Source organism: Escherichia sp. MOD1-EC4550, assembly GCF_963876935.1.
Classification (GTDB): domain Bacteria; phylum Pseudomonadota; class Gammaproteobacteria; order Enterobacterales; family Enterobacteriaceae; genus Escherichia; species Escherichia coli_F.
The window spans coordinates 495,572-518,758 of the sequence record NZ_CAWNSE010000012.1; the positions used below are offsets into that span (position 1 = coordinate 495,572).

Genomic DNA, 23,187 nt, shown 5'->3' on the forward strand with positions numbered 1-23,187 from the left:
GTTACCGGGCTGGTCTGGGTTATTGCATCTGCAAAAAGCAAACTACTGATTTATTTATCAGCGGTGGAGTTTTGCTTTTTTTCCGGCGTGATCGATTTCTCCTTTGAGAAATTGAGGACCTGCTATTACCTGAAATAAAGAGATGAACAAAATGTCAGAATTAAAAATTGCCGTTAGTCGTTCTTGCCCGGATTGTTTTTCCACTCATCGTGCATGCGTGAATATTGACGAAAGTAATTATATTGACGTTGCCGCCATTATTTTATCAGTCAATGATGTTGAACGTGGAAAACTCGATGAAATAGACGCTACTGGCTATGGCATTCCTGTTTTTATTGCAACGGAAAATGAAGAACGTGTACCAGCAGAATATCTGCCACGTATTACTGGTGTCTTCGAGCATTGCGAATCACGGAAAGAATTTTACGGACGTCAGTTAGAAACCGCCGCCAGCCATTATGAAACGCAGCTGCGCCCGCCCTTCTTCCGCGCACTGGTCGATTATGTCAATCAGGGCAATAGCGCTTTTGACTGCCCGGGTCATCAGGGGGGTGAGTTTTTCCGTCGCCATCCGGCAGGCAATCAGTTCGTGGAATATTTTGGCGAAATGCTCTTCCGCTCCGACTTGTGTAATGCCGACGTAGCAATGGGCGATCTACTGATTCATGAAGGTGCGCCATGCATTGCACAGCAACATGCGGCTAAAGTGTTTAATGCCGATAAAACGTACTTTGTTTTAAACGGCACCTCCTCTTCCAACAAAGTGGTTTTAAACGCCCTGCTAACACCGGGTGATCTGGTGCTGTTTGACCGCAATAACCATAAGTCTAACCACCACGGGGCCTTGCTACAGGCTGGTGCAACACCGGTTTATCTGGAAACAGCACGTAACCCGTATGGTTTTATCGGTGGTATTGATGCGCACTGCTTCGAAGAAAGTTATCTGCGTGAACTGATTAGAGAAGTTGCACCGCAACGGGCAAAAGAGGCGCGTCCGTTCCGCCTCGCTGTGATTCAGTTAGGCACCTACGACGGTACTATTTATAACGCCCGCCAGGTGGTGGATAAAATCGGTCATCTGTGTGACTACATCCTGTTTGACTCAGCATGGGTCGGCTATGAACAGTTTATTCCGATGATGGCGGACTGTTCGCCGCTGCTACTGGAGCTTAATGAGAACGATCCGGGTATTCTGGTTACGCAATCTGTACATAAGCAGCAGGCTGGTTTTTCTCAGACTTCACAAATTCATAAAAAAGACAGCCATATCAAAGGGCAACAGCGTTATGTCCCGCACAAACGCATGAACAACGCCTTTATGATGCACGCCTCCACCAGCCCGTTCTATCCGCTGTTTGCCGCACTGGATATTAACGCCAAAATGCATGAAGGTGTCAGCGGTCGTAATATGTGGATGGATTGTGTGGTTAACGGTATTAATGCCCGCAAATTGATCCTCGATAACTGTCAGCACATTCGTCCGTTCGTTCCTGAACTGGTGGATGGTAAACCCTGGCAATCGTATGAAACAGCGCAAATTGCGGTTGATCTGCGCTTCTTTAAATTTGTACCCGGTGAGCACTGGCATTCTTTTGAAGGTTACGCAGAGAATCAATACTTTGTCGATCCGTGCAAACTGTTGCTGACAACTCCTGGCATTGATGCACGTAACGGCGAATATGAAGCATTCGGTGTACCCGCGACGATTCTTGCTAACTTCCTGCGCGAAAATGGCGTAGTGCCGGAAAAATGCGATCTTAACTCCATCCTCTTCCTGCTGACTCCGGCAGAAGATATGGCCAAACTGCAGCAACTTGTTGCCCTGCTGGTACGCTTCGAAAAACTACTGGAAGCTGATGCGCCTCTGGCGGAAGTATTGCCTTCCATCTACAAACAGCATGAAGAGCGCTACGCCGGTTATACCCTGCGTCAGTTGTGCCAGGAAATGCATGATTTGTATGCCCGTCACAACGTGAAACAACTGCAAAAAGAGATGTTCCGTAAGGAACACTTCCCACGCGTCAGCATGAATCCACAGGAAGCCAACTATGCCTACTTACGCGGTGAAGTGGAACTGGTTCGTCTGCCGGATGCAGAAGGCCGTATCGCAGCCGAAGGTGCGCTTCCTTATCCTCCGGGTGTGCTGTGTGTTGTTCCGGGTGAAATCTGGGGTGGTGCTGTTCTGCGTTACTTCAGCGCTCTGGAAGAAGGGATCAACCTGCTGCCAGGTTTTGCACCGGAGCTGCAGGGTGTCTATATAGAAGAACATGATGGTCGTAAGCAAGTTTGGTGCTATGTCATCAAGCCTCGTGATGCGCAAAGCACCCTGTTGAAAGGGGAAAAATTATGAGTCAGGCTAAATCGAACAAAATGGGCGTCGTTCAGTTAACCATACTGACGATGGTCAACATGATGGGCTCCGGCATCATCATGCTGCCGACAAAGCTTGCCGAAGTTGGGACAATCTCAATAATCTCCTGGTTGGTGACAGCCGTAGGCTCAATGGCGCTGGCATGGGCATTCGCAAAATGCGGTATGTTCAGCCGTAAATCAGGCGGTATGGGCGGTTATGCCGAGTATGCTTTCGGTAAATCCGGTAACTTTATGGCGAACTATACCTACGGCGTCTCGCTGCTGATTGCTAACGTGGCGATTGCTATTTCGGCAGTTGGTTACGGCACCGAACTGCTCGGCGCGAGTTTGTCACCAGTGCAGATTGGTCTGGCAACCATCGGAGTGCTGTGGATTTGTACCGTGGCTAACTTTGGTGGTGCGCGCATTACCGGGCAAATCAGTAGCATTACCGTGTGGGGGGTCATTATTCCGGTGGTAGGCCTGTGCGTTATCGGCTGGTTCTGGTTTAGCCCGACACTTTACGTTGATTCCTGGAATCCGCATCATGCACCGTTCTTCAGTGCGGTAGGTTCTTCCATCGCCATGACGCTGTGGGCTTTTCTTGGTCTGGAGTCTGCGTGTGCGAATACTGATGTAGTGGAAAACCCGGAACGTAATGTGCCAATCGCGGTACTCGGCGGTACGTTAGGTGCGGCGGTGATTTATATCGTCTCCACCAACGTGATTGCCGGGATTGTGCCCAATATGGAGCTGGCAAATTCAACGGCACCATTTGGTCTGGCCTTCGCGCAAATGTTCACACCGGAAGTGGGTAAAGTCATTATGGCGCTGATGGTGATGTCCTGCTGCGGTTCGCTACTTGGCTGGCAGTTCACCATTGCCCAGGTGTTTAAATCTTCATCTGATGAAGGGTACTTCCCGAAAATTTTCTCCCGTGTAACCAAAGTGGATGCACCGGTTCAGGGAATGTTGACCATTGTGATTATTCAGAGTGGATTGGCACTGATGACCATTAGCCCGTCACTGAACAGCCAGTTCAACGTGCTGGTTAACCTGGCCGTGGTGACCAATATCATCCCGTATATTCTGTCGATGGCGGCATTAGTCATTATTCAGAAGGTCGCTAATGTGCCCCCCTCAAAAGCGAAAGTTGCAAACGTTGTTGCTTTTATTGGCGCGATGTACAGTTTCTATGCGCTGTACTCATCCGGGGAAGAAGCCATGCTGTACGGTTCCATCGTGACCTTCCTTGGTTGGACACTGTATGGTCTGGTATCACCACGCTTTGAACTGAAAAACAAACACGGTTAAAAAAAGCGAAATAAAAAAGGGCGATTGAATGATCGCCCTTTCAGATTATTAACAAAGTGCTCGTTGTTCATGCCGGATGCGGCGTGAACGCCTTATCCGTCCTACAAAATAGTGCAAATTCAATATATTGCACCATCCTCGTAGGCCTGATGAACGTAGCGTATCAGGCTATCATAAGTAAAAAGGGCGATCTTCCGATCGCCCTTTTTCTTATTTAATGTGTTTACGCGTTTTTCAGAACTTCGCTAACAATCTCAACCGCTTCTTTCTCAATCTGCTTGCGATGTTCTTCACCAAGGAAGCTTTCGCAGTAGATTTTGTATGCGTCTTCTGTGCCTGACGGACGCGCGGCGAACCAACCGTTGTCAGTCATCACTTTCAGACCGCCAATAGAAGCACCGTTGCCCGGTGCCGCCGTCAGGCGCGCGGTGATCGGGTCGCCTGCCAGGGTGCTGGCGCTCACCATTTCCGGAGACAGCTTAGACAGCGCCGCTTTTTGTGCGGAAGTCGCAGCTGCCTGCAAACGGTTGTAGCTCGGCGCACCAAAGCGTTTTGCCAGTTCGTTGTAGTGTTCCTGCGGGTTCTTACCGGTAACAGCAGTGATTTCCGCCGCCAGCAGACACATGATGATGCCGTCTTTATCAGTAGACCACGGCGTGCCATCGAAACGCAGGAAGGAAGCCCCCGCGCTTTCTTCGCCGCCGAAGCCAAAGCTGCCGTCAAACAGACCATCCACAAACCATTTGAAACCTACCGGTACTTCTACCAGCTTACGGCCCAAATCGTTGACCACGCGGTCGATCATCGCAGAAGAAACCAGCGTTTTACCGACAGCAACATCTTTGCCCCACTGCGGACGATGCTGGAACAGGTAGTTGATCGCCACCGCCAGGTAGTGGTTCGGATTCATCAAACCTGCCGGAGTGACGATACCGTGACGGTCATAATCCGGGTCGTTAGCAAACGCCAGATCGAACTTATCACGCAGTGCCAGCAGACCCGCCATCGCACACTCGGAGGAGCAGTCCATACGGATCGCGCCGTCTTTATCGAGGTGCATAAAGCGGAAGGTTTGATCGACCTGATCGTTAACGATGGTCAGGTTAAGGTTGTAATACTCGCCAATACGCTTCCAGTATTCGATACCGGAACCGCCCAGCGGATCAACGCCCAGCGTCAGGCCCGCTTTCTGAATCGCCGCCATATCAACGATATCGGCCAGACCTTCCACAAACGGCTGCACCAGATCCTGCTCTTTCACATGACCGGATGCCATCGCTTCGTCAAGGGAGATACGCTTCACGCCTTTCAGGCCATCGGCCAGCAGTGCGTTGGCCCTGTCTTCCACCACTTTGGTGACGTTAGTATCAGCCGGGCCACCATTTGGCGGATTGTACTTGATACCACCATCTTCCGGCGGGTTATGGGACGGTGTAATCACGATACCGTCTGCCAGCGGGCCACCTTTTTTATTGTGAACCAGGATGGCATTGGAAACGGCAGGCGTCGGAGTGAAGCCATTGTTTTCCTGCACAATAACATCTACGCCGTTCGCTGCCAGCACTTCCAGTACGGAAATGAACGCAGGCTCGGACAGGGCGTGAGTATCTTTACCCACATAGCAAGGGCCAGTGATGCCGTTTTTCGCACGTTCTTCAGCAATTGCCTGAGCGATCGCCAGAATGTGCGGCTCGTTAAAGCTGTGGCGCGCTGCACTGCCACGGTGACCGGAAGTACCGAATTTCACCGCGTGCTCCGCATTCCCTGCTTCTGGTTTCAGTACATAATATTGCGCCGTCAGTTGGGCGACGTTAATCAAATCACTCTGTTGTGCAGGTTGGCCTGCACGATTGTGGATTGCCATTGCTTTGTCCTTTGTCTGCAACGTTTTAGATAGTTCCGCAAACCTTCTCAATCAATTCCGCCGGGAATTGCATCGACTGCATGATGTGTTCGATCATGCTGCATTTACGGCCGGTGTTGGTGTTGGTGATCACCCAATACGGCGTGCCTGGCACATGTTTCGGCTTGGTCTGATTACCATTTTTCAGCAGCGTTTGTTCATCTGCCGCAAAGTAAACGCGTGTACGACCGTGCAACGATTCCGTGGCCTCGGCAAACGCCTGGGCGTCAAGAGAATATAGTGTAGACAACAGCAGCATGAAGCGATTGACCGCTCGCTTTTGCTCTGCGTATTCGTCTGAAAGCAAAAGTTCACGCATTGCGCGAACCTTGTCTTTAATCGTTTTGACCGGCTTCGCTTCGACGATAGCAGGTGACGCAACGCGAACCTCTTTCGTCACCGGAGCAGCAGGCTGTGATGCGGCGGAAAATTTCAACATACGCCGTAAAATGTCGGATGCGCTCTCGCCGATATGCTTAGTGTGGCTGGCAATATAGCTGTAGAGTTCATCATCAACTTCAATCGTTTTCATCTTAATCCAGTGCAGTGTCTTAGCTGAATACAAGTCGCCAGGAGTATATGAATAAATCCCGGCAGCGGATAGCGTCAAGCCTGGCTTGCAGAAAAACTCGGATTAAACCTTATTTGTTGCAGCCCTGTGGCACAATGGTCAACATAATACCCTAACCCGACAACGCGAAAAAAAGAACTTTGCCATGAAATTGAATATCCGCGCGCAAACTGCACAAAACCAGCACAATAATTCTCCCATCGTTCTTGTCCATGGTCTGTTTGGCAGCCTCGACAACCTTGGCGTACTGGCTCGCGATCTGGTAAACGATCACAATATCATCCAGGTTGATATGCGTAACCACGGTCTTTCCCCGAGAGATCCGGTGATGAGTTACCCGGCGATGGCCCAGGATCTTGTTGACACTCTGGATGCACAGCAGATCGATAAGGCAACATTTATTGGACACTCAATGGGCGGTAAAGCGGTGATGGCACTGACTGCACTGGCCCCCGATCGCATCGATAAACTGGTGGCGATTGATATCGCGCCGGTCGACTATCACGTACGCCGTCATGATGAAATTTTCGCGGCTATCAACGCAGTCAGTGAATCCGACGCGCAAACTCGCCAGCAAGCAGCGGCAGTAATGCGCCAGCATCTTAATGAAGAAGGGGTGATTCAGTTTCTGTTGAAATCTTTTGTTGACGGGGAGTGGCGCTTTAACGTGCCGGTATTGTGGGATCAGTATCCGCATATTGTGGGTTGGGAGAAAATCCCGGCATGGGATCACCCTGCCCTGTTTATCCCAGGCGGCAATTCTCCGTATGTTAGCGAGCAGTATCGTGATGATTTACTGACACAATTTCCACAGGCACGAGCGCATGTGATTGCTGGCGCGGGTCACTGGGTCCATGCTGAAAAACCGGATGCGGTATTACGCGCTATCCGTCGCTATCTCAATGATTAACGTAACTGATTAAAAACCCAGCGTCCGCGTCGCTTTCCGCGCGTGGGCGTTGGCGTGACTCATCGCGCTGATGTATTATGGCGCGCTATCCATCCGGGCAGGCGCCTGGCTGATTGTTTCCCCCGAAGTCACCAAGATCATGGCCAAAGAACAAACGGACCGTACGACATTAGATCTGTTCGCGCACGAGCGTCGACCGGGACGACCGAAAACTAATCCGCTTTCGCGCGATGAACAGCTGCGTATTAATAAACGCAACCAGCTAAAACGCGACAAAGTACGTGGCCTTAAGCGTGTCGAACTGAAGCTAAACGCGGAAGCTGTCGAGGCGCTGAACGAGCTGGCGGAATCGCGCAATATGAGCCGTAGCGAACTGATCGAAGAGATGTTAATGCAGCAACTGGCGGCGCTGCGTAGTCAGGGCATCGTTTAAATTTCCACTTTCATGTAGCACAGTGTGCAGTCCTGCTCGTTTGCTGATTCCGCAAGACTGCCTGTTCTGCTATGATTGCCTTTATCCGTGGGCAATTTTCCACCCCCATTTCAATAAGTTTCAAGAGGTTATTTCACTCATGGCTATCACTGGCATCTTTTTCGGCAGCGACACCGGTAATACCGAAAATATCGCAAAAATGATTCAAAAACAGCTTGGTAAAGACGTTGCCGATGTCCATGACATTGCAAAAAGCAGCAAAGAAGATCTGGAAGCATATGACATTCTGCTGCTGGGCATCCCAACCTGGTATTACGGCGAAGCGCAGTGTGACTGGGATGACTTCTTCCCGACTCTCGAAGAGATTGATTTCAATGGCAAACTGGTTGCGCTGTTTGGTTGTGGCGACCAGGAAGATTACGCTGAATACTTCTGTGACGCATTGGGCACCATCCGCGACATCATTGAACCGCGCGGTGCAACCATCGTTGGTCACTGGCCAACTGCGGGCTACCATTTCGAAGCATCAAAAGGTCTGGCAGATGACGACCACTTTGTCGGTCTGGCTATCGACGAAGACCGTCAGCCGGAACTGACCGCTGAACGTGTAGAAAAATGGGTTAAACAGATTTCTGAAGAATTGCATCTCGACGAAATTCTCAATGCCTGATGTGATGCGGCGTAGACTCATGTCTACGCCGTATTAATAGATAATGCCAATCAAAATAATTGCTACAAATTTGTAACTTTTGCTGTTGTACCTGTACAATGTCCCGGTGTTCAAGTGGCCTTGCCGTTGTAAATGTAAGCTGTGCCACGTTTTTATTAACAATATTTGCCAGGGGCTTGTGGTTTTCATTTAGGCGTGGCAATTCTATAATGATACGCATTATCTCAAGAGCAAATTCTGTCACTTCTCCTAATGAAGTGAACCGCTTAGTAACAGGACAGATTCCGCATGACTGATAACAATACCGCCCTAAAGAAAGCTGGCCTGAAAGTAACGCTTCCTCGTTTAAAAATCCTGGAAGTTCTTCAGGAGCCGGACAACCATCACGTCAGTGCGGAAGATTTATACAAACGTCTGATCGATATGGGTGAAGAAATTGGTCTGGCTACGGTATATCGCGTACTGAACCAGTTCGACGACGCTGGTATCGTCACCCGCCACAATTTTGAAGGCGGTAAATCCGTATTTGAACTGACACAGCAACATCACCACGATCACCTGATCTGCCTCGACTGCGGCAAGGTTATCGAATTTAGTGATGATTCCATCGAAGCGCGTCAGCGTGAAATTGCCGCAAAACATGGCATTCGCCTGACTAACCACAGTCTCTATCTTTACGGTCACTGTGCCGAAGGCGATTGCCGCGAAGATGAGCACGCGCACGAAGGCAAATAAGCCAGCCTGAACGAGAAAAGCCAACCTGCGGGTTGGCTTTTTTATGCAAGGGAAATAAGAAAAGCGAGAGTTACAGCTCTCACTTATTTGTTATTACTGCGAATCTCCTGCCAGACTTTATCACAATCGGCTTTCACCGCCTGATCATTTCCGGTTTGCGTTGCACGCAGACACTGCTGATAATCCAGTACGCGTACACTTTCCTGCTCGGCAAACTGCTGATGTTGTTTCTCTTTCTTCAGCACGTTTAACACGCTCTGACAGGCTTCAATTTTTTCCGGCGAACCTTGCGCGGTGTTGATACAGGCGCTGTAAGCTTCTTTCAGATGGCTGTCTTCCTGTGGCGCGGTGGATTGTGCACAAGCCACCAGCCCCGATGCCATCATGGCGATGAGAATCAGTTTTTTCATTGCAAATTCCTCAAACGTGCGGCAGGCACAAAACCTGCCGCGTCGGGCATCAGAAGATGGTGAATGGTGCGATTACCATAAATTTCACGTCACGCTCATCCTGGAAGATGTTGCCGTAACCACCGCCCCAGCTTGGGATGTCGGAGTGGTTGTCGTATTCGGTAAAGTGCAGTTTGAACATCGTGCCTTTGGCGCGACCGTCCTGAATGGTGTAGACCGCATCCAGGCTGTATGCAGACTCTTCAATAGTCCGGTTCTTGTCGTAGTACGCATCCGGATTGCTCTGCCAGGTAGCGGGTTTAGCATCCCATGCGTAAACGTAGGAAGCGCCGATGGCGAAGCCTGGAAGATTCCAGTTTTTCAGGTCATACATCGCACCGAAGAAGACCGCTTTTTCGCCGTTGGCGTTGAAGTCAGAACGGTTATCCCACCAGATATCCAGGCGACCGTTCGAGGAAGCATAGGTTGGAGTCATACGTTGCAGGAAGTATCCCTGCTGGCCGTCGGCTTTAACCCAGGTGCCTTCCAGACGCAAATCCACTACGTCAGCCGCCCGGTAACCAAAGGTCAACGCTTGCAGCCAGGCAGTGCCGTCGTAAAGGTCGTTGACGCTGCGATCGTCAACTTTATCGCGCGTACCGTAGAACTGGTAGCTGGTGGTTAACGGGCTACCGGCGATATCAAATTTGTAGCTGGCTTTGGCAAAATATTGATCAATATACCCTTCCGCCTGACCAAACGCCGCTTCCAGTACGAAGTTATTTTTGAAGTCGTACTTCGCCCCAAGGGAGTGTAGATAATCAACTTTGGTGGTTTTATCGTTCTGATAAAACTCATCCATTTCCAGATGCCACGGCGCTTTATATTCGTTGGTCCACATGTAGGAGAAACTCAACGCACCAGCATCGCCGTAATCAAAATTCGCCCCCGCTTCCGCCCCCTGATAAGTACCCGGCATAAAGCTCCAGTGCGGCGCTAACAGCGTCTGACCGGTTGGCTGAATATAACCTGCCCGCGCCCACACCGGACCGTATTTAAATTTGGCCGCTGCTTTATACAGGCTTATACCGCTTTTATCGCCGGACCAGTCTTCGTCATAGGCTTTATTGCTTTTTGAAAACGCGATTTCGTTCGGGTGAGAACTGTCGCCGTTTTCCGCCATTTCAATCGCCGTAAACGCCGCAATATCAAGGCCGAACATATCAGCAGCATAACCAGACTGAAAATCGAGGTTGGCATTCCAGGTGGAGTGAGAAAGGTTAGTTTTGTATTTGTCGCCGTCGGTAACGTCTTTACGGTCGCGTTCACGCTGCCAGTAATAGATACCGCCGGTTAAGGTTGAATCGTCGATGAATCCTTCGGCGCGAGCCTCCGGCATTGCCATAAAGCCCGACATTGCTGTAACACCGGCGATAGCCAGCGCCAGCGTACTACGTTTGCCACTAAACGTACGCATGGGTTAATCCTCTTTGACGTATAAATTGCTGCACCAAAGGTGAACAGCGAAAAAAAATAAAAATTAAAAAGTAGCGTTGAGAAAAGTCTCGCTGACTACAGGAACAGACTATTTTTCGCGACGCGAATTATCAATCTCTTTCTGTAACCAGAATGTAAGAACATGAGCAACCGCACATATTTTGATGATTTTTGTTACAAGGCTTAAGTTTGCAGTTGAAAGGCTTGCAGAAGAATAAAAGCGTGAATTTCCAGCAAGATGAAAACGGTTACATTTTATTTAATTATGGTTTGTGATTTTAAATTTGTTTTATGGATAAATTGCGAAGCGGAATTAATTCGCGAAGAAAAGCAGAAAAAAAACGCCGCGGAGCGCGGCGTTTGGGTTTGTTTGCTATTTCTTGCCGGATGCGGCGTGAACGCCTTATCCGGCCTACAAAAGCACGCAAATTCAATATATGGCAGAGATCATGTAGGCCTGATAAGCGTAGCGCATCAGGCAATTTAACGTTTGAAACTGTTTCTATGTTTCTTGCCGGATGCGACGTAAACGCCTCACCCGGCCTGGTAGAACTTAAAATTACTCGCCTACTTTCGCCCAGGTATCACGCAGCCCAACGGTGCGGTTAAATACCGGTTTTTCCGCCGTAGAATGGCGGCTGTCGAGGCAGAAATAACCTTCACGCTCAAACTGGAATGCTTTGCCCGCTACCGCGTCTTTCAGCGACGGTTCAGCAAAGCCCTGTTTGATCACCAGCGATTCCGGGTTAATCACCGACAGGAAATCATCCGCAGCACCTGGGTTCGGCACGCTGAACAGACGATCGTACAGGCGGATTTCAACCGGCAGCGCATGTGCCGCGCTCACCCAGTGAATAACGCCTTTCACTTTACGACCATCTGCCGGATCTTTGCTTAAGGTGTCGGCGTCATAAGTACAGAAGATGGTGGTGATATTGCCTTCGGCATCTTTCTCCACGCGTTCAGCCTTAATGACGTAAGCATTACGCAGACGCACTTCTTTACCCAGCACCAGACGTTTGTACTGCTTGTTAGCTTCTTCGCGGAAATCGGCGCGATCGATCCAAATCTCACCGCTAAACGGCACCTGACGGCTACCCATTTCCGGTTTGTTTGGATGGTTCGGCATGGTAACCATTTCGCCTTCGCCCTGGTAGTTTTCGATAACCAGTTTCACCGGATCGATAACCGCCATTGCGCGCGGGGCGTTTTCGTTGAGATCTTCACGAATGCAGGATTCCAGCGACGCCATCTCAATGGTGTTGTCCTGCTTGGTCACGCCAATGCGTTTGCAGAACTCACGAATAGAAGCCGCCGTGTAACCACGACGACGCAGACCGGAAATAGTCGGCATACGCGGATCATCCCAGCCTTCAACGTGCTTGTCGGTCACCAGCAGGTTCAGCTTACGCTTGGACATCACGGTGTATTCCAGATTCAGGCGCGAGAATTCGTACTGGCGCGGATGAACAGGAATGGTGATGTTGTCCAGTACCCAGTCATACAGACGACGGTTATCCTGGAACTCCAGCGTACACAGAGAGTGTGTAATACCTTCCAGCGCATCGCTGATGCAGTGGGTGAAGTCGTACATCGGGTAGATGCACCACTTGTTACCGGTCTGGTGGTGTTCAGCAAACTTAATGCGGTACAGCACCGGATCGCGCATCACGATAAATGGCGACGCCATGTCGATTTTCGCACGCAGGCAGGCTTTACCTTCTTCAAAACCACCGGTACGCATTTTTTCGAACAGCGCCAGGTTCTCTTCAACGCTGCGGTCGCGGTACGGGCTGTTTTTACCCGGCTGAGTCAGGGTGCCACGATATTCGCGGATCTGTTCCGGCGTCAGCTCATCAACATACGCCAGGCCTTTATTGATCAGTTCGATCGCATAGGCGTGGAGCTGATCAAAATAATCGGAGGAGTAACGGACGTTACCAGACCAGTGAAAACCTAACCACTCTACGTCGTTTTTGATCGAATCGACATACTCGATATCTTCTTTTACCGGGTTAGTGTCGTCGAAACGCAGGTTGCACTGGCCTTTATAGTCCTGGGCGATCCCGAAGTTCAGGCAGATAGATTTCGCATGGCCAATATGCAGATAGCCATTCGGCTCCGGCGGGAAACGGGTGTGTACTGTGGTGTGCTTACCACTGGCCAGATCTTCATCGATGATCTGACGGATAAAGTTAGTCGGGCGGGCTTCTGCCTCACTCATCGTGGATTCCTCAAAGCGTAAACAACGTATAACGGCGTATGATCTTATAAGCGGGACAGGCTGACAACTGTTAGTTAGTGAAAATCGAAAATCTCACTGAGATTATGGGGATGATTGATGAAAAAAAAAGCGGCAGAGAAGATCTCCACCGCTTTTGCCAGTCCTGCGTCATTGTTGGATGCGACGCTTAAGCGTCTTATCCAACCTGGACTGAGCTTTTGTAGGCCTGATAAGACGCGTCATGCGTCGCATCAGGCATAAAGCAGATTACTTTTTGATTTCATACAGCGGCGTTTGACCCGCCACAACATGCCCCTGAGCTTTAATGATAAGGCCGCTGAAATCGTCGATATTGCTGCAAACCACCGGGCTAATCATCGAACGGGCGTTAGCGTTCAGGTAATCCAGATCCATTTCCAGAATCGGTTGCCCTGCGCTTACTTGCGCCCCCTCTTCCACCAGACGTTTAAAGCCTTTGCCTTCCAGCGCTACGGTGTCGATACCCATATGGACGACAATCTCAGCGCCTTTTTCGGTTTCCAGGCAGAACGCGTGATTGGTGTTGAAGATTTTCACGATTGTCCCTGCGGCTGGCGATACGACGATTTTATCCGTCGGTTTCACCGCCACACCGTCACCCACCGCTTTGCTGGCAAATGCTTCGTCAGGAACCTGATCCAGCGCCACAACATCACCGGTAATCGGCGATACCAGCTCCGCGACAGACACCGCGTTTGGTACGGCCTGCGGTTTTGCTACAGGCACGGTAGTTGCAGGCGCAGTTTCAGCAGAGGCTGCTGCTACCGGACCACGGGCAACGACTTTCTTCATTGCATCGCCAATGGATTCCGCTTTCGCGCCAACAATCACCTGAATAGTCTGTTTGTTCAGTTTTACCACCCCAGAAGCACCCAGACGTTTACACATCGCATCGTTGACGCGAGCTGAGTCAGCCACCGTCAGGCGCAGACGAGTAATACAGGCGTCAATGGCTTTCAGGTTGTCAGTGCCGCCAACCGCAGCAATATAGTTGGTCGCCAGTTGATTGAGACCTTCTTCAGTGTTGCTGTTGGCTTCTTCAGTAACGATCTCGTCTTCTTTATCTTCGCGACCCGGCGTTTTCAGATTGAACATGCGGATAACCACACTGAACACCACGAAGTAGATAGCGAAGAACACAACCCCCATCACCAGCAGCATCCAGACGTTCTGGCTGGCGGCCGGCAGGTTATACATCAACGCGTAGTCGATAGCCCCCGCAGAGAAGGAGAAGCCAGCATGGATACCCAGCAGCGTTGCCACAAACAGGCTGATACCCGTCAGCAGTGCGTGCAGGAGGTACAGCAGCGGTGCAAGGAACATGAACAGGAATTCCAGCGGCTCAGTCACACCGGTCAGGAACGCAGTAACAGCAACAGAAAGCAGCATACCGCCAACCATCGGACGACGCTCTTTCGGTGCTGCGAAGTACATCGCCAGCGCCGCGCCCGGCAGACCGAACATCATAATCGGGAAGAAGCCGGACATGAACATCCCCGCGGTGCCGTCACCGGCATAGAAGCGGTTAATGTCGCCGTGGAAAACCGTACCCGCCGCGTTGGTGAATTCACCAATCTGGAACCAGGCGATGGTGTTCAGCACCTGATGCAGACCGGTTGGGATCAGCAGACGGTTGATGAAACCAAAGATACCGGAACCCAGCGCGCCCGCAGAAACGATCCATTCGCCGCCTGCATGGATAGCGTGCTGTACCGGTGGCCAGACGTAACCAAAAATGGCCGCCAGCACCAGGCAGAAGAAGCCGGTGGCGATCGGCACAAAACGTTTGCCGCCGAAGAAGCTCAGGAAGTCCGGCAGTTTAATATCGGACCAACGGTTATAGGCAGCACCACCGACCAGACCGGTAATGATACCCGCCAGTACACCCATGTTAATTTCTGGGTTGATGGTCACCATCGCTTTGGTTAACACAAAGTAACCGACCGCACCCGCCAGCGCCGCCGCACCTGCGCTGTCTTTCGACCAGCTGGATGCCACACCGATGGCGAAGATTAATGCGAGGTTATCAAAAATCGCACCGCCCGCCTGGGCAATAAACGCAACGTTAAGTAAATCTGGCTGACCGAATCGCAGCAACAGCGCCGCCACCGGCAGCACCGCGATAGGGAGCTGTAACGCCCTACCGAGTCGCTGGAAAAAACCTAAAATATTCATCTTATTCCCCCTACGAGAACCCTATTTGGCTCGTTTAAAGCCGTATTTTTATTTTGCTGCAAATTGTACTGCCGATGTTCTGTAATCAGATTGTTAGATCATCTGCTACAGAGTGTGTGAAAATTTAATTCGCATCGCAAATTAAACGCGTGTCTTTTGTGAGTTTTGTCACCAAATATCGTTATCATCACTCCCTTTTACTGGCTAAACCAGAAAACTTATTTTATCATTCAAAAAATCAGGTCGGATTGACGCCTGTCTGCGCAAATCCAGGTTACGCTTAAAGATGCCTAATCCGCCAACGGCTTACATTTTACTTACTGAGGTGAATAATGAGACTGATCCCCCTGACTACCGCTGAACAGGTCGGCAAATGGGCTGCTCGCCATATCGTCAATCGAATCAATGCGTTCAAACCGACTGCCGATCGTCCGTTTGTTCTGGGCCTGCCGACTGGCGGCACGCCGATGACCACCTACAAAGCGTTAGTCGAAATGCATAAAGCAGGCCAGGTCAGCTTTAAGCACGTTGTCACCTTCAACATGGACGAATATGTCGGTCTGCCGAAAGAGCATCCGGAAAGCTACTATAGCTTTATGCACCGTAACTTCTTCGATCACGTTGATATTCCAGCAGAAAACATCAATCTTCTCAACGGCAACGCCCCGGATATCGACGCCGAGTGCCGCCAGTATGAAGAAAAAATCCGTTCTTACGGAAAAATCCATCTGTTTATGGGCGGTGTAGGTAACGACGGTCATATTGCATTTAACGAACCAGCGTCTTCTCTGGCTTCTCGTACTCGTATCAAAACCCTGACTCATGACACTCGCGTCGCGAACTCTCGTTTCTTTGATAACGATGTCAATCAAGTGCCAAAATATGCCCTGACTGTCGGTGTTGGTACATTGCTGGATGCCGAAGAAGTAATGATTCTGGTGCTGGGCAGCCAGAAAGCACTGGCGCTGCAAGCCGCCGTTGAAGGTTGCGTGAACCACATGTGGACCATCAGTTGTCTGCAACTGCATCCGAAAGCAATCATGGTGTGCGATGAACCTTCCACCATGGAGCTGAAAGTTAAGACTTTAAGATATTTCAATGAATTAGAAGCAGAAAATATCAAAGGTCTGTAATTGTTATCCCTGCCCTGACGCATTGCTCAGGGCAATATTTTTTTTAAATCGGGGGTCAGAATGTATGCATTAACCCAGGGCCGAATCTTTACCGGCCACGAATTTCTTGATGACCACGCGGTTGTTATCGCTGATGGCCTGATTAAAAGCGTCTGTCCGGTAGCGGAACTGCCGCCAGAGATCGAACAACGTTCACTGAACGGGGCCATTCTCTCCCCCGGTTTTATCGATGTGCAGTTAAACGGCTGCGGCGGCGTGCAGTTTAACGATACTGCTGAAGCGGTCAGCGTAGAAACGCTGGAAATCATGCAGAAAGCCAATGAGAAATCGGGCTGCACCAACTATCTGCCGACGCTTATCACCACCAGCGACGAGCTGATGAAACAGGGCGTGCGCGTTATGCGCGAGTACCTGGCAAAACATCCGAATCAGGCGTTAGGTCTGCATCTGGAAGGTCCGTGGCTGAATCTGGTAAAAAAAGGCACCCATAATCCGAATTTTGTGCGTAAGCCTGATGCCGCGCTGGTCGATTTCCTGTGTGAGAACGCCGACGTCATTACCAAAGTGACGCTGGCACCGGAAATGGTTCCTGCGGAAGTGATCAGTAAACTGGCAAATGCCGGGATTGTGGTTTCTGCCGGTCACTCCAACGCGACGTTGAAAGAAGCAAAAGCCGGTTTCCGCGCGGGGATTACCTTTGCCACTCATCTGTACAACGCGATGCCGTATATTACCGGTCGTGAACCGGGCCTGGCGGGCGCGATTCTCGACGAAGCTGACATTTATTGCGGTATTATCGCTGATGGCCTGCATGTTGATTACGCCAATATTCGTAACGCTAAACGTCTGAAAGGCGACAAACTGTGTCTGGTTACCGACGCCACTGCGCCAGCCGGTGCCAACATTGAACAGTTCATTTTTGCGGGTAAAACAATATACTACCGTAACGGACTTTGTGTGGATGAGAATGGTACGTTAAGCGGTTCATCCTTAACCATGATTGAAGGCGTGCGTAATCTGGTCGAACATTGTGGTATCGCACTGGATGAAGTGCTGCGTATGGCGACGCTCTATCCGGCGCGTGCGATTGGCGTTGAGAAACGTCTCGGCACGCTCGCCGCAGGTAAAGTAGCCAACCTGACTGCATTCACACCTGATTTTAAAATCACCAAGACCATCGTTAACGGTAACGAGGTCGTAACTCAATAAGAGAAAGTATGACACCAGGCGGACAAGCTCAGATAGGTAATGTTGATCTCGTAAAACAGCTTAACAGCGCGGCGGTTTATCGCCTGATTGACCAGTACGGGCCAATCTCGCGGATTCAGATTGCCGAGCAAAGCCAGCTTGCCCCCGCCAGCGTAACAAAAATTACGCGTCAGCTTATCGAACGCGGGCTGATTAAAGAAGTTGATCAGCAGGCCTCCACCGGGGGCCGCCGCGCTATCTCTATCGTCACCGAAACCCGCAATTTCCACGCAATCGGCGTACGGCTTGGTCGTCACGACGCCACCATCACCCTGTTTGATCTCAGCAGCAAAGTGCTGGCAGAAGAACATTACCCGCTGCCAGAACGTACCCAGCAGACGCTGGAACATGCCCTGCTGAATGCCATTGCTCAGTTTATTGATAGCTACCAGCGCAAACTGCGCGAGCTGATCGCCATTTCCGTGATCCTGCCAGGGCTTGTTGACCCGGACAGCGGCAAAATTCATTACATGCCGCATATTCAGGTGGAAAACTGGGGACTGGTAGAAGCACTGGAAGAGCGTTTTAAAGTGACCTGTTTCGTCGGTCACGATATCCGTAGTCTGGCACTGGCAGAGCACTACTTCGGTGCAAGTCAGGATTGCGAAGATTCCATTCTGGTGCGTGTCCATCGCGGGACCGGGGCCGGGATTATCTCTAATGGGCGCATTTTTATTGGCCGCAACGGCAACGTCGGTGAAATTGGCCATATTCAGGTCGAACCGCTGGGTGAACGCTGCCACTGCGGCAACTTTGGCTGCCTGGAAACTATCGCCGCCAACGCTGCCATTGAACAACGGGTGTTGAATCTGTTAAAGCAGGGCTACCAGAGCCGTGTGCCACTGGACGACTGCACCATCAAAACTATCTGCAAAGCCGCGAACAAAGGCGACGGTCTGGCGTCGGAAGTGATTGAATATGTTGGTCGTCATCTGGGTAAAACCATCGCCATTGCTATCAACTTATTTAATCCGCAAAAAATTGTTATCGCTGGTGAGATCACCGAAGCCGATAAAGTGCTGCTCCCTGCTATTGAAAGCTGCATTAATACCCAGGCATTGAAGGCATTTCGCACCAATCTGCCCGTGGTACGTTCTGAGCTGGATCACCGCTCGGCAATCGGCGCTTTTGCGCTGGTAAAACGCGCCATGCTCAACGGTATTTTGCTCCAGCATTTGCTGGAAAATTAATGTGCTTTTATAGTGGCGCTTATTGTTGTCAATATTCTGGGTAGTCCATGACCATTAAAAATGTAATTTGCGATATCGACGGCGTGCTGATGCACGATAACGTCGCCGTACCGGGTGCAGCGGAATTTTTGCACGGGATTATGGATAAAGGCCTGCCGCTGGTGTTGCTGACCAACTATCCTTCGCAGACCGGGCAAGATCTGGCGAACCGCTTTGCCACTGCGGGTGTCGATGTGCCGGACAGCGTGTTTTATACCTCCGCGATGGCGACCGCCGATTTCCTGCGTCGCCAGGAAGGCAAGAAAGCGTATGTGGTGGGCGAAGGGGCACTGATCCATGAGCTATACAAAGCCGGTTTCACTATTACCGATGTGAACCCTGATTTCGTGATTGTTGGCGAAACGCGCTCCTATAACTGGGACATGATGCATAAAGCGGCGTATTTCGTCGCTAACGGTGCACGCTTTATCGCCACCAACCCGGACACCCACGGGCGCGGTTTTTATCCGGCCTGTGGCGCGCTATGCGCGGGGATCGAAAAAATCTCCGGACGTAAACCGTTCTATGTTGGTAAGCCGAGTCCGTGGATCATCCGCGCAGCATTAAACAAAATGCAGGCGCATTCGGAAGAAACGGTGATTGTCGGCGATAACTTGCGCACCGACATTCTGGCGGGCTTCCAGGCCGGTCTGGAGACGATTCTGGTGCTTTCTGGTGTTTCATCGCTCGACGATATCGACAGTATGCCGTTCCGCCCAAGCTGGATTTACCCGTCAGTCGCTGAAATCGACGTTATCTGAATACCACCCACGTCTGCGGACGTGGTTGGCTCTGATGACAAACGCCAAACTGCCTGATGCGCTACGCTTATCAGGCCTACGCAGCTCCTGCAATATATTGAATTTTCATGCTTTTGTAGGCAGGACAAGGCGTTCACGCCGCATCCGGCATGAACAAATCGCACTTTGTCAGCAATTTGGCCCCCGTAAAATATAACTATTTAATAAAACCCGCTAAAAATTATCGATTCATCAATAAATACATCCTCACACCAGACCTTTTTTCACCAATCGACAATCACCATTACGTTTTTTATTCCCCCCCTGCCAAATCGCTTGCGCACAGTGCTGCTTTGCGGCATTTTTTTAAACAAGCAAACACAACAAGCAACAAATACCAGGTTAACGGAGAAGGTTATGTGTTCAATTTTTGGCGTATTCGATATCAAAACAGACGCAGTTGAGCTGCGTAAGAAAGCACTCGAGCTGTCACGCCTGATGCGTCATCGTGGCCCGGACTGGTCCGGTATTTATGCCAGCGATAACGCCATTCTCGCCCACGAACGTCTGTCCATTGTTGACGTTAACGCGGGGGCGCAACCTCTCTACAACCAACAAAAAACTCATGTGCTGGCAGTAAACGGTGAAATCTACAACCACCAGGCATTGCGCGCTGAATATGGCGATCGTTACCAGTTCCAGACCGGGTCTGACTGTGAAGTGATCCTCGCGCTGTATCAGGAAAAAGGGCCGGAATTTCTCGACGATTTGCAGGGCATGTTCGCTTTTGCCCTGTACGACAGCGAAAAAGATGCGTATCTGATTGGTCGCGACCATCTGGGGATCATCCCACTGTATATGGGCTATGACGAACATGGTCAGCTGTATGTGGCCTCAGAAATGAAAGCCCTGGTGCCGGTATGCCGCACGATTAAAGAGTTCCCGGCGGGGAGCTATTTGTGGAGTCAGGACGGCGAAATCCGTTCTTATTATCACCGCGACTGGTTCGACTACGATGCGGTGAAAGATAACGTGACCGACAAAAACGAGCTGCGTCAGGCACTGGAAGATTCCGTTAAAAGCCATCTGATGTCTGATGTGCCTTACGGTGTGCTGCTTTCTGGTGGTCTGGATTCCTCAATTATTTCCGCGATCACCAAGAAATACGCCGCCCGTCGCGTGGAAGATCAGGAACGCTCTGAAGCCTGGTGGCCGCAGCTGCACTCCTTTGCTGTAGGTCTGCCGGGTTCACCGGATCTGAAGGCAGCCCAGGAAGTGGCAAACCATCTGGGCACTGTGCATCATGAAATTCACTTCACTGTACAGGAAGGTCTGGACGCCATCCGCGACGTGATTTACCACATTGAAACCTATGATGTGACGACTATCCGCGCTTCAACACCGATGTATTTAATGTCGCGTAAGATCAAGGCGATGGGCATTAAAATGGTGCTGTCCGGTGAAGGTTCTGATGAAGTGTTCGGCGGTTATCTTTACTTCCACAAAGCGCCGAACGCTAAAGAACTGCATGAAGAGACGGTGCGTAAACTGCTGGCCCTGCATATGTATGACTGCGCGCGTGCCAACAAAGCGATGTCAGCCTGGGGCGTGGAAGCACGCGTTCCGTTCCTCGACAAAAAATTCCTTGATGTGGCGATGCGCATTAACCCACAGGATAAAATGTGCGGTAACGGCAAAATGGAAAAACACATCCTGCGTGAATGTTTTGAAGCGTATCTGCCTGCAAGCGTGGCCTGGCGGCAGAAAGAGCAGTTCTCCGATGGCGTCGGTTACAGTTGGATCGATACCCTGAAAGAAGTGGCGGCGCAGCAGGTTTCTGATCAACAGCTGGAAACTGCCCGCTTCCGCTTCCCGTACAACACGCCGACGTCCAAAGAAGCGTATCTGTACCGGGAGATCTTTGAAGAACTGTTCCCGCTTTCGAGCGCCGCAGAGTGCGTACCGGGCGGTCCTTCCGTCGCGTGTTCTTCCGCTAAAGCGATTGAGTGGGATGAGGCGTTCAAGAAAATGGACGATCCGTCTGGTCGTGCGGTTGGTGTTCACCAGTCGGCGTATAAGTAAGAAATGCGGTACTGCCCCGGAGAAATCCGGGGCTGTTTCAGTTATTGAGCTGCTTGTTGATTCTGATATGCAGTAAGGAAATGTTCCGGGTTTGCCACATCACTGTTTGACAACTCATCACTGTAGGCCACCGACCAGGTCGCCTGCTCATCCGGAATATGCAGGCTGCCATTCCCCTCTTTCAGGCGTAATAACTCAAAAGATTTGCCCTTAATTACGGCGGTATAGGATTTTTCACCTTCCTGTAATGCTTTCACTTTACAGCGAAAAATCTGGCCATCGATGTCATTATCAACATGCGATACCTGAATGAGGGCTTCATTAGAGGCTTTCGGCCCTATCCGCATCATCCACACCACAGCGCCTTCCTGCCCACGATAGCCAAAAACATATTTACCGATTTCCGGTTTGACCGTATCGGCAAACGCAGATTGCATAAGTAATAACGCACCCATCAGCGCCGTCATAAAACGCAGCATAGTATTCCCTCAATAAATCGCCTGAAGTGGTAGCAGAGATGCAGGCGTAGCGATCCCTGCCCTGTCCTGTTGCAACGGGCCAGTATTTCATAGATTAATTTCCTACCACTATTGTTGAATTCCGAATTTCATCCTGTATGACAAAAGAATGGCTGTAGGGTGGGAAAAAAACACAAAGTAAACAATAATTGACGAATATAGCGCCACGCTGTTCGCAACCTAACCAAACAGTCACTTTCGAGCAATTTTCCTTGAAAAAGAGGTTGACGCTGCAAGGCTCTATACGCATAATGCGCCCCGCAACGCCGATAAGGTATCGCGAAAAAAAGATGGCTACGTAGCTCAGTTGGTTAGAGCACATCACTCATAATGATGGGGTCACAGGTTCGAATCCCGTCGTAGCCACCATCTTTTTTGCGGGAGTGGCGAAATTGGTAGACGCACCAGATTTAGGTTCTGGCGCCGCAAGGTGTGCGAGTTCAAGTCTCGCCTCCCGCACCATTCACCAGAAAGCGTTGTACGGATGGGGTATCGCCAAGCGGTAAGGCACCGGTTTTTGATACCGGCATTCCCTGGTTCGAATCCAGGTACCCCAGCCATCTTCTTCGAGTAAGCGGTTCACCGCCCGGTTATTGGGGTATCGCCAAGCGGTAAGGCACCGGTTTTTGATACCGGCATTCCCTGGTTCGAATCCAGGTACCCCAGCCATCGAAGAAACAATCTGGCTACGTAGCTCAGTTGGTTAGAGCACATCACTCATAATGATGGGGTCACAGGTTCGAATCCCGTCGTAGCCACCAAATTCTGAATGTGTCGAATGCGTTCGGCAAATTCACAAACCAATTTGTTGGGGTATCGCCAAGCGGTAAGGCACCGGATTCTGATTCCGGCATTCCGAGGTTCGAATCCTCGTACCCCAGCCAATTTATTCAAGACGCTTACCTTGTAAGTGCACCCAGTTGGGGTATCGCCAAGCGGTAAGGCACCGGATTCTGATTCCGGCATTCCGAGGTTCGAATCCTCGTACCCCAGCCACATTAAAAAAGCTCGCTTCGGCGAGCTTT

Annotated in this window: 20 protein-coding genes and 7 tRNA genes; 20 read left to right on the forward strand and 7 right to left on the reverse strand. The window is 50.6% G+C overall.

The features are described 5' to 3' along the window. Positions 1 to 151: 151 nt before the first annotated feature. Together speF and potE are read left to right on the forward strand one after the other, a co-directional pair. Complete coding sequence (gene speF, locus AACU19_RS09700; protein ID WP_032183711.1) at positions 152 to 2,350, forward strand: ornithine decarboxylase SpeF; 2,199 nt, start codon at positions 152 to 154, stop codon at positions 2,348 to 2,350. Next, on the forward strand, positions 2,347 to 3,666 hold the full coding sequence (gene potE / locus AACU19_RS09705; RefSeq protein WP_105278165.1) for a putrescine-ornithine antiporter: 1,320 nt from the start codon (positions 2,347 to 2,349) through the stop codon (positions 3,664 to 3,666). Before speF ends, potE begins: the two co-directional genes overlap by 4 nt. Before the next feature lie 223 nt (positions 3,667 to 3,889). Here potE and pgm read toward each other — a convergent pair whose 3' ends face one another. After that, positions 3,890 to 5,530 (reverse strand): phosphoglucomutase (alpha-D-glucose-1,6-bisphosphate-dependent), encoded by a 1,641-nt coding sequence (gene pgm / locus AACU19_RS09710; RefSeq protein WP_001297249.1) that lies wholly within the window; start codon positions 5,528 to 5,530, stop codon positions 3,890 to 3,892. Between the two features lie 25 nt (positions 5,531 to 5,555). Next, positions 5,556 to 6,101, reverse strand: coding sequence for a replication initiation negative regulator SeqA (gene seqA, locus AACU19_RS09715; protein WP_000848387.1), 546 nt, complete (start codon positions 6,099 to 6,101; stop codon positions 5,556 to 5,558). Between the two features lie 184 nt (positions 6,102 to 6,285). Here seqA and ybfF point away from each other — a divergent pair, with 184 nt between their 5' ends. From ybfF to fur, 5 genes are all read left to right on the forward strand, one after another. After that, a complete protein-coding gene (ybfF, locus tag AACU19_RS09720; protein ID WP_000773298.1) occupies positions 6,286 to 7,050 on the forward strand; it encodes an esterase in 765 nt (254 codons plus the stop codon). Between the two features lie 139 nt (positions 7,051 to 7,189). Next, positions 7,190 to 7,483 (forward strand): LexA regulated protein, encoded by a 294-nt coding sequence (gene ybfE / locus AACU19_RS09725; protein WP_001300829.1) that lies wholly within the window; start codon positions 7,190 to 7,192, stop codon positions 7,481 to 7,483. Between the two features lie 139 nt (positions 7,484 to 7,622). Next, positions 7,623 to 8,153 carry a flavodoxin FldA gene (gene fldA, locus AACU19_RS09730; RefSeq protein ID WP_001018618.1) on the forward strand — a complete coding sequence of 177 codons (531 nt, stop codon included), beginning with the start codon at positions 7,623 to 7,625 and terminating at the stop codon, positions 8,151 to 8,153. A gap of 209 nt (positions 8,154 to 8,362) precedes the next feature. Continuing rightward, positions 8,363 to 8,449 (forward strand): fur leader peptide, encoded by an 87-nt coding sequence (gene uof, locus AACU19_RS09735; RefSeq protein WP_001695552.1) that lies wholly within the window; start codon positions 8,363 to 8,365, stop codon positions 8,447 to 8,449. Then, positions 8,442 to 8,888: a ferric iron uptake transcriptional regulator gene (gene fur, locus AACU19_RS09740; RefSeq protein ID WP_000131702.1), complete on the forward strand. Its 447-nt coding sequence runs from the start codon at positions 8,442 to 8,444 to the stop codon at positions 8,886 to 8,888. The genes uof and fur overlap by 8 nt, the downstream gene beginning before the upstream one ends. Before the next feature lie 83 nt (positions 8,889 to 8,971). On the opposite strand, the gene chiQ is transcribed toward fur, so the two are convergent. Together chiQ and chiP are read right to left on the reverse strand one after the other, a co-directional pair. Then, positions 8,972 to 9,298, reverse strand: coding sequence for a ChiQ/YbfN family lipoprotein (gene chiQ, locus AACU19_RS09745; RefSeq protein WP_000733585.1), 327 nt, complete (start codon positions 9,296 to 9,298; stop codon positions 8,972 to 8,974). Between the two features lie 49 nt (positions 9,299 to 9,347). Next, the gene (gene chiP / locus AACU19_RS09750; RefSeq protein WP_001258839.1) at positions 9,348 to 10,754 is read right to left on the reverse strand and encodes a chitoporin ChiP; all 1,407 of its coding nucleotides are present in this window, start codon (positions 10,752 to 10,754) and stop codon (positions 9,348 to 9,350) included. Positions 10,755 to 11,012: 258 nt separating this feature from the next. Between chiP and AACU19_RS23715 the strand changes: the two genes are divergently transcribed. After that, on the forward strand, positions 11,013 to 11,261 hold the full coding sequence (locus tag AACU19_RS23715; protein WP_105278166.1) for a hypothetical protein: 249 nt from the start codon (positions 11,013 to 11,015) through the stop codon (positions 11,259 to 11,261). A gap of 72 nt (positions 11,262 to 11,333) precedes the next feature. Here AACU19_RS23715 and glnS read toward each other — a convergent pair whose 3' ends face one another. Then, positions 11,334 to 12,998 (reverse strand): glutamine--tRNA ligase, encoded by a 1,665-nt coding sequence (gene glnS / locus AACU19_RS09760; RefSeq protein ID WP_001287134.1) that lies wholly within the window; start codon positions 12,996 to 12,998, stop codon positions 11,334 to 11,336. Positions 12,999 to 13,265: 267 nt separating this feature from the next. Then, positions 13,266 to 15,212 (reverse strand): PTS N-acetyl glucosamine transporter subunit IIABC, encoded by a 1,947-nt coding sequence (gene nagE / locus AACU19_RS09765; RefSeq protein WP_001023131.1) that lies wholly within the window; start codon positions 15,210 to 15,212, stop codon positions 13,266 to 13,268. 332 nt (positions 15,213 to 15,544) lie between these two features. Here nagE and nagB point away from each other — a divergent pair, with 332 nt between their 5' ends. From nagB to asnB, 5 genes are all read left to right on the forward strand, one after another. Beyond that, on the forward strand, positions 15,545 to 16,345 hold the full coding sequence (nagB, locus tag AACU19_RS09770; protein WP_001237072.1) for a glucosamine-6-phosphate deaminase: 801 nt from the start codon (positions 15,545 to 15,547) through the stop codon (positions 16,343 to 16,345). A gap of 60 nt (positions 16,346 to 16,405) precedes the next feature. Further along, positions 16,406 to 17,554: an N-acetylglucosamine-6-phosphate deacetylase gene (gene nagA, locus AACU19_RS09775; RefSeq protein WP_000271153.1), complete on the forward strand. Its 1,149-nt coding sequence runs from the start codon at positions 16,406 to 16,408 to the stop codon at positions 17,552 to 17,554. 8 nt (positions 17,555 to 17,562) lie between these two features. Then, positions 17,563 to 18,783, forward strand: coding sequence for a DNA-binding transcriptional regulator NagC (gene nagC / locus AACU19_RS09780; protein ID WP_000187590.1), 1,221 nt, complete (start codon positions 17,563 to 17,565; stop codon positions 18,781 to 18,783). A 47-nt stretch (positions 18,784 to 18,830) separates the two neighbouring features. Beyond that, complete coding sequence (nagD, locus tag AACU19_RS09785; RefSeq protein WP_000153129.1) at positions 18,831 to 19,583, forward strand: ribonucleotide monophosphatase NagD; 753 nt, start codon at positions 18,831 to 18,833, stop codon at positions 19,581 to 19,583. 396 nt (positions 19,584 to 19,979) lie between these two features. Beyond that, positions 19,980 to 21,644 (forward strand): asparagine synthase B, encoded by a 1,665-nt coding sequence (gene asnB, locus AACU19_RS09790; RefSeq protein ID WP_105278167.1) that lies wholly within the window; start codon positions 19,980 to 19,982, stop codon positions 21,642 to 21,644. Between the two features lie 41 nt (positions 21,645 to 21,685). On the opposite strand, the gene AACU19_RS09795 is transcribed toward asnB, so the two are convergent. After that, a complete protein-coding gene (locus tag AACU19_RS09795) occupies positions 21,686 to 22,123 on the reverse strand; it encodes a hypothetical protein (RefSeq protein ID WP_000943486.1) in 438 nt (145 codons plus the stop codon). A gap of 331 nt (positions 22,124 to 22,454) precedes the next feature. Here AACU19_RS09795 and AACU19_RS09800 point away from each other — a divergent pair. From AACU19_RS09800 to AACU19_RS09830, 7 genes are all read left to right on the forward strand, one after another. Next, a tRNA-Met gene (locus tag AACU19_RS09800) sits at positions 22,455 to 22,531 on the forward strand. Positions 22,532 to 22,539: 8 nt separating this feature from the next. Further along, positions 22,540 to 22,624, forward strand: a tRNA-Leu gene (locus tag AACU19_RS09805). A 23-nt stretch (positions 22,625 to 22,647) separates the two neighbouring features. Beyond that, positions 22,648 to 22,722: transfer RNA gene (locus AACU19_RS09810), tRNA-Gln, on the forward strand. A gap of 34 nt (positions 22,723 to 22,756) precedes the next feature. Next, positions 22,757 to 22,831 (forward strand) — tRNA-Gln (locus AACU19_RS09815). Between the two features lie 15 nt (positions 22,832 to 22,846). After that, positions 22,847 to 22,923, forward strand: a tRNA-Met gene (locus tag AACU19_RS09820). A gap of 48 nt (positions 22,924 to 22,971) precedes the next feature. Further along, a tRNA-Gln gene (locus tag AACU19_RS09825) sits at positions 22,972 to 23,046 on the forward strand. 37 nt (positions 23,047 to 23,083) lie between these two features. Next, positions 23,084 to 23,158: transfer RNA gene (locus AACU19_RS09830), tRNA-Gln, on the forward strand. The last annotated feature ends 29 nt before the right edge of the window (positions 23,159 to 23,187 follow it).